General features: G+C 36.8%; 1 protein-coding gene. It reads right to left on the reverse strand.

Annotated elements, in window-relative coordinates:
• Positions 1–36 precede the first annotated feature (36 nt).
• Positions 37–1,199 (reverse strand): IS3 family transposase gene (locus tag GH715_RS21250; protein WP_153837231.1). Its coding sequence is split into 2 segments (ribosomal slippage): positions 37–923 and positions 923–1,199, totalling 1,164 coding nucleotides; the frame shifts between segments, so codons are not numbered across the junction.
• Positions 1,200–1,284: the final 85 nt, after the last annotated feature.

Here is a 1,284-nt window from a genome sequence, read left to right on the forward strand (position 1 = left end):
TGAACTGACCCAGTAAAACGGGACAAGAAAAAACACCTATGCTGCCATAGTCCTGAATTCAACAGGACTGTGACAGTTTAGTTTTGTAAACGGTCGTATATAGTTGTAATAATACATGTAAGATTGCACTTTTTCTAGTACAATAGAGTTTGTAAGGTGCACTCTATTTTGAGTGTTGAATTCTTCCGACTTTAGCGAGGAGTGGAAGGATTCGATTACGGCATTATCAAAGCAGTTTCCTTTTCGGGACATGCTTGTGGTAATGCCTTTTTCTTTAGCCAGCTCTTGAAAGTCGTAAGAGGTGTATTGAGCTCCTTGATCACTGTGTAAGATCACTTCAAACGTCTCTCTGCCTTTACATGCAGCTTCTAGTGTATCTAAAACAAGCTTAACCTCTTGTGTGTCACTAACTTTATAGGCTATGATTTCGTTATTATATAAGTCCATAATGGTTGATAAATAAAGCATTTTCTCTCCATATGGTAAGTAAGTAATATCAGTAACCCACTTTTGATTAGGGCGATCAGCCTTGAAATCCTGTTTAAGAAGGTTTGGGACGACAAACTTGCTTTCCCCAGCAATATAAACCTTTCTTTTCACTTTGACTTGACACTGAAGGTTATATTTCTGCATGATCTTTTGTACGGTCTTTCGATTCACTTTTATTTTATGGTCATTTTTGAGAATGCCTCGTACGTTTCGATGTCCCACTCTAAATGAAAGGCTTTGACAAATATCTATAACCAACTGATGTAGAAGAGGTAACTCAGCTGAAACTCTCTTTTTCCACCTATAATAAGTTGACTTTGGAATCTCAAAACATTCACAAATAGTAGTGATCGGGTATTTTTCTTTATAAGCTTCTACGACTTCGACGAATACTTCTGGAACCACTTCCTTTCGATTTCTTGGTACTTTCCCGACAATTCATCTCGCATTTCATAATACTTCACTTTTTTTCTTAACTGACTTACTTCACTGTCATCATCAGGTCCTTTACCGAAAGCATATTGTTTTCCAATTGGTTGAGCTAACCTGTGCTCCTCACCATTCCTATACCATCTCATCCAAGTTTTGATTTGTGTCTTATTTTTAATACCAAACTTCTCCATAATCTCTTTGTTCGTTAGTTCCCCAGAAAGTTTTAAGCGTATCACTTCTCTTTTAATTTCTTCAGGATAAACCATCTTCTTCCCCATAACAAAAAACACCTCCAAATGTCGATAAATAATTAATACGACTCTGGGGGTGTTTTTTCCTGTCTCATATTATTGGGTCACTCTA

It is taken from the genome of Gracilibacillus thailandensis, from assembly GCF_010994055.1.
Lineage (GTDB): Bacteria > Bacillota > Bacilli > Bacillales > Amphibacillaceae > Gracilibacillus > Gracilibacillus lacisalsi.